Source organism: Lysobacter silvisoli, from assembly GCF_003382365.1.
In the GTDB taxonomy this organism is placed as follows: Bacteria; Pseudomonadota; Gammaproteobacteria; order Xanthomonadales; family Xanthomonadaceae; genus Lysobacter; species Lysobacter silvisoli.
On record NZ_QTSU01000006.1, the window covers coordinates 1 to 5,561 of the forward strand.

General features: G+C 54.8%; 2 tRNA genes and 3 rRNA genes. All 5 read left to right on the forward strand.

Going from position 1 to position 5,561, the window contains the following annotated elements:
• The first annotated feature begins 178 nt into the window (after positions 1 to 178).
• The 5 genes from DX914_RS19840 to rrf all read left to right on the forward strand — a co-directional run bounded on the left by DX914_RS19840 (position 179) and on the right by rrf (position 5,469).
• Positions 179 to 1,723, forward strand: a 16S ribosomal RNA gene (locus tag DX914_RS19840).
• Between the two features lie 111 nt (positions 1,724 to 1,834).
• A tRNA-Ala gene (locus DX914_RS19845) sits at positions 1,835 to 1,910 on the forward strand.
• Positions 1,911 to 1,982: 72 nt separating this feature from the next.
• Positions 1,983 to 2,059: transfer RNA gene (locus tag DX914_RS19850), tRNA-Ile, on the forward strand.
• 251 nt (positions 2,060 to 2,310) lie between these two features.
• Positions 2,311 to 5,188, forward strand: a 23S ribosomal RNA gene (locus DX914_RS19855).
• Positions 5,189 to 5,354: 166 nt separating this feature from the next.
• A 5S ribosomal RNA gene (gene rrf, locus DX914_RS19860) occupies positions 5,355 to 5,469 on the forward strand.
• The 16S, 23S and 5S rRNA genes sit together here with 2 tRNA genes alongside, the layout of an rRNA operon.
• Positions 5,470 to 5,561 lie beyond the last annotated feature (92 nt).

A 5,561-nucleotide genomic window follows, 5' to 3' on the forward strand; every position in this document is an offset into this window, starting at 1 on the left:
TGATCTTTGACAGTGTGCGCAGGTGACTTGTGCGGGCGTCTGGCCGGTGGCGTTGTCCATCAGCAGACGTTCGTAACAGAGCAACAAGTCAATTCAAATGCAGAAATGCAAGCGAGTAATTTGGTGCCTGGAACGGGCTCTGCACTCAAAGTATTGGACCTTCGGGTCTAAGCAAATTTAAGTGAAGAGTTTGATCCTGGCTCAGAGTGAACGCTGGCGGCAGGCCTAACACATGCAAGTCGAACGGCAGCACAGAGGAGCTTGCTCCTTGGGTGGCGAGTGGCGGACGGGTGAGGAATGCGTCGGAATCTGCCTCTTTGTGGGGGATAACGTAGGGAAACTTACGCTAATACCGCATACGACCTACGGGTGAAAGTGGGGGACCTTCGGGCCTCACGCAGAGAGATGAGCCGACGCCGGATTAGCTAGTTGGCGGGGTAAAGGCCCACCAAGGCGACGATCCGTAGCTGGTCTGAGAGGATGATCAGCCACACTGGAACTGAGACACGGTCCAGACTCCTACGGGAGGCAGCAGTGGGGAATATTGGACAATGGGCGCAAGCCTGATCCAGCCATGCCGCGTGTGTGAAGAAGGCCTTCGGGTTGTAAAGCACTTTTGTCCGGAAAGAAAACCTTTCGATTAATACTCGGAGGGAATGACGGTACCGGAAGAATAAGCACCGGCTAACTTCGTGCCAGCAGCCGCGGTAATACGAAGGGTGCAAGCGTTACTCGGAATTACTGGGCGTAAAGCGTGCGTAGGTGGTTTGTTAAGTCTGATGTGAAAGCCCTGGGCTCAACCTGGGAACGGCATTGGATACTGGCTTACTAGAGTGCGGTAGAGGGGTGCGGAATTCCCGGTGTAGCAGTGAAATGCGTAGATATCGGGAGGAACATCCGTGGCGAAGGCGGCACCCTGGACCAGCACTGACACTGAGGCACGAAAGCGTGGGGAGCAAACAGGATTAGATACCCTGGTAGTCCACGCCCTAAACGATGCGAACTGGATGTTGGGTGCAACTAGGCACTCAGTATCGAAGCTAACGCGTTAAGTTCGCCGCCTGGGAAGTACGGTCGCAAGACTGAAACTCAAAGGAATTGACGGGGGCCCGCACAAGCGGTGGAGTATGTGGTTTAATTCGATGCAACGCGCAGAACCTTACCTGGCCTTGACATGTCGAGAACTTTCCAGAGATGGATTGGTGCCTTCGGGAACTCGAACACAGGTGCTGCATGGCTGTCGTCAGCTCGTGTCGTGAGATGTTGGGTTAAGTCCCGCAACGAGCGCAACCCTTGTCCTTAGTTGCCAGCACGTAATGGTGGGAACTCTAAGGAGACCGCCGGTGACAAACCGGAGGAAGGTGGGGATGACGTCAAGTCATCATGGCCCTTACGGCCAGGGCTACACACGTACTACAATGGTAGGGACAGAGGGCTGCAAGCCGGCGACGGTGAGCCAATCCCAGAAACCCTATCTCAGTCCGGATTGGAGTCTGCAACTCGACTCCATGAAGTCGGAATCGCTAGTAATCGCAGATCAGCATTGCTGCGGTGAATACGTTCCCGGGCCTTGTACACACCGCCCGTCACACCATGGGAGTTTGTTGCACCAGAAGCAGGTAGCTTAACCTTCGGGAGGGCGCTTGCCACGGTGTGGCCGATGACTGGGGTGAAGTCGTAACAAGGTAGCCGTATCGGAAGGTGCGGCTGGATCACCTCCTTTAGAGACTAAAGACAGCTTAAGCCTGTCAGACGTCCGCACAAGTGACCTGCATTCAGAGTTCCCGGACCTGCCCGTAAGGGTGGTGTACCGCGGGAGCGTCCCCTGTTTTATGGGGCTTTAGCTCAGCTGGGAGAGCACCTGCTTTGCAAGCAGGGGGTCGTCGGTTCGATCCCGACAAGCTCCACCAGGCATTTGCGAATCCCTTCGCAAGAGCCCGCACATCCATGTGCGGACTGTCCAATAGAGCTACAACACTTTTGGGTCTGTAGCTCAGGTGGTTAGAGCGCACCCCTGATAAGGGTGAGGCCGGTGGTTCGAGTCCTCCCAGACCCACCACCAAGTGGTGATGGCTTCCGAAATCTCTGAATGAACTGCGCACACAACAAGATTTGAAGCGGTCGGGCGCTGAAGCCCGCATCGTGTTCTTTGAAAACTGGGATGTAGCGAGCGTTTTGAGACGAATGTCCATGACGTGTCGTAGAGGCTAAGGCGAGTGCCGAGAGGCACTTTATTAATTGAGTCGTTATATTCGAGTTCGGGCTTTGTACCCCCGAACCCTGTGACTCCGAGGCGACTTGGGGTTATATGGTCAAGCGAATAAGCGCACACGGTGGATGCCTTGGCGGTCAGAGGCGATGAAGGACGTGGCAGCCTGCGAAAAGCGTGGGGGAGCTGGCAACAAGCATTGATCCCGCGATGTCCGAATGGGGAAACCCACCTAGCAATAGGTATCCTGCAGTGAATACATAGCTGCTGGAAGCGAACCCGGAGAACTGAAATATCTAAGTACCCGGAGGAAAAGAAATCAACCGAGATTCCCTAAGTAGTGACGAGCGAACGGGGAGCAGCCCTTAAGTTGATTGAGTTTTAGCAAAACGAGTTGGAAAGCTCGGCCATAGACGGTGACAGCCCGGTATGCGAAAAGGCTCATTCAATGAAATCGAGTAAGGCGGGGCACGAGAAACCCTGTCTGAATATGGGGGGACCATCCTCCAAGGCTAAATACTCCTGACCGACCGATAGTGAACCAGTACCGTGAGGGAAAGGCGAAAAGAACCCTGGTGAAGGGAGTGAAATAGACCCTGAAACCGTGTGCGTACAAGCAGTCGGAGCCCGCAAGGGTGACGGCGTACCTTTTGTATAATGGGTCAGCGACTTACTGTTCGTGGCGAGCTTAACCGTATAGGGGAGGCGAAGGGAAACCGAGTCTGATAAGGGCGCATAGTCGCGGGCAGTAGACCCGAAACCGGGTGATCTAGTCATGCCCAGGGTGAAGGTTGAGTAACATCAACTGGAGGCCCGAACCCACTCCCGTTGCAAAGGTAGGGGATGAGGTGTGATTAGGAGTGAAAAGCTAATCGAACCCGGAGATAGCTGGTTCTCCTCGAAAGCTATTTAGGTAGCGCCTCGGACGAATACTGCTGGGGGTAGAGCACTGTTATGGCTAGGGGGTCATTGCGACTTACCAAACCATGGCAAACTCCGAATACCAGTACGTACTATCCGGGAGACACACGGCGGGTGCTAACGTCCGTCGTGAAAAGGGAAACAACCCAGACCCACAGCTAAGGTCCCAAATTCATCGCTAAGTGGTGAACGATGTGGAAAGGCACAGACAGCCAGGAGGTTGGCTTAGAAGCAGCCACCCTTTAAAGAAAGCGTAATAGCTCACTGGTCGAGTCGGTCTGCGCGGAAGATTTAACGGGGCTAAGCGATGAACCGAAGCTTGGGGTGCATACTTCGTATGCGCGGTAGAGGAGCGTTCCGTAAGCCGTTGAAGGTGGATTGAGAAGTCCGCTGGAGGTATCGGAAGTGCGAATGCTGACATGAGTAACGATAATGCGGGTGAAAAGCCCGCACGCCGAAAGCCCAAGGTTTCCTTGCGCAACGTTAATCGACGCAGGGTGAGTCGGCCCCTAAGGCGAGGCAGAAATGCGTAGTCGATGGGAAGCTGGTTAATATTCCAGCACCTCGCGTAAGTGCGATGGAGGGACGGAGAAGGTTAGGTCTACCCGGCGTTGGTTGTCCGGGAGAAAGGCGGTAGGTGTGGGTCTTAGGCAAATCCGGGACCCTTTAACACCGAGCACCGAGACGAGCTCATTAGAGCGAAGTGACCGATACCACGCTTCCAGGAAAAGCTCCTAAGCTTCAGCTTACGCAGACCGTACCGTAAACCGACACAGGTGGGCAGGATGAGAATTCTCAGGCGCTTGAGAGAACTCGGGTGAAGGAACTAGGCAACATGGCACCGTAACTTCGGGAGAAGGTGCGCCCTTCTTGGTGGCTCGTGCGAGCTATAGCTGAGAGGGGCCGCAGTGACCAGGCCGCTGCGACTGTTTATCAAAAACACAGCACTCTGCAAACACGAAAGTGGACGTATAGGGTGTGACGCCTGCCCGGTGCTGGAAGGTTAATTGATGGGGTTAGCCGCAAGGCGAAGCTCTTGATCGAAGCCCCAGTAAACGGCGGCCGTAACTATAACGGTCCTAAGGTAGCGAAATTCCTTGTCGGGTAAGTTCCGACCTGCACGAATGGCGTAACGACAGCGGCGCTGTCTCCACCCGAGACTCAGTGAAATTGAAATCGCTGTGAAGATGCAGCGTTCCCGCGGCAAGACGGAAAGACCCCGTGAACCTTTACTATAGCTTTACACTGAACGTTGAGTTCGTCTGTGTAGGATAGGTGGGAGGCTATGAAACCATGGCGCTAGCTGTGGTGGAGCCATCCTTGAAATACCACCCTGTCGTGCTTGACGTTCTAACCTAGGCCCGTTATCCGGGTCGGGGACCGTGTATGGTGGGTAGTTTGACTGGGGCGGTCTCCTCCCAAAGTGTAACGGAGGAGCACGAAGGTACGCTCAGCGCGGTCGGACATCGCGCACTGTGTGCAAAGGCATAAGCGTGCTTGACTGCAAGATCGACGGATCAAGCAGGTACGAAAGTAGGTCTTAGTGACCCGGTGGTTCTGTATGGAAGGGCCATCGCTCAACGGATAAAAGGTACTCCGGGGATAACAGGCTGATACCGCCCAAGAGTTCATATCGACGGCGGTGTTTGGCACCTCGATGTCGGCTCATCACATCCTGGGGCTGTAGTCGGTCCCAAGGGTATGGCTGTTCGCCATTTAAAGTGGTACGCGAGCTGGGTTCAGAACGTCGTGAGACAGTTCGGTCCCTATCTGTCGTGGGCGTTGGAGATTTGAGAGGGGCTGCTCCTAGTACGAGAGGACCGGAGTGGACGAACCTCTGGTGTTCCGGTTGTCACGCCAGTGGCATTGCCGGGTAGCTATGTTCGGAAGCGATAACCGCTGAAAGCATCTAAGCGGGAAGCGCGCCTCAAGATGAGATCTCCCGGGACTTCAAGTCCCCTAAAGGAACCATCAAGACTAGGTGGTTGATAGGCAGGGTGTGTAAGCACAGCAATGTGTTGAGCTAACCTGTACTAATGATCCGTGTGGCTTGACCATATAACCTCAAGTGGCCTTGGACTCGACGATACGTCGACGACATTCGGCACATCACTCGCTACGTCCCAACTTATTCGCCCAGACGGGGTTCATTCCGTCGAAAGCAACCCAACGAGAGCGTGTGCGCGATCTGTAGAAATACAGACCCGCGACCCTCCACCCTCTCCCTGGTGATAATAGCTGTGTGGAACCACCCGATCCCATCCCGAACTCGGAAGTGAAACGCACACGCGCCGATGGTAGTGTGGCCTAAGCCATGCAAGAGTAGGTCATCGCCAGGGGCTTCATCCGAAGGCCGGTTCCCGTCAGGGGACCGGCCTTCTTCTTTGCGCGCGATAAAAGTTTATGTGGCCGAGTTAATCCGTCGGCCGCC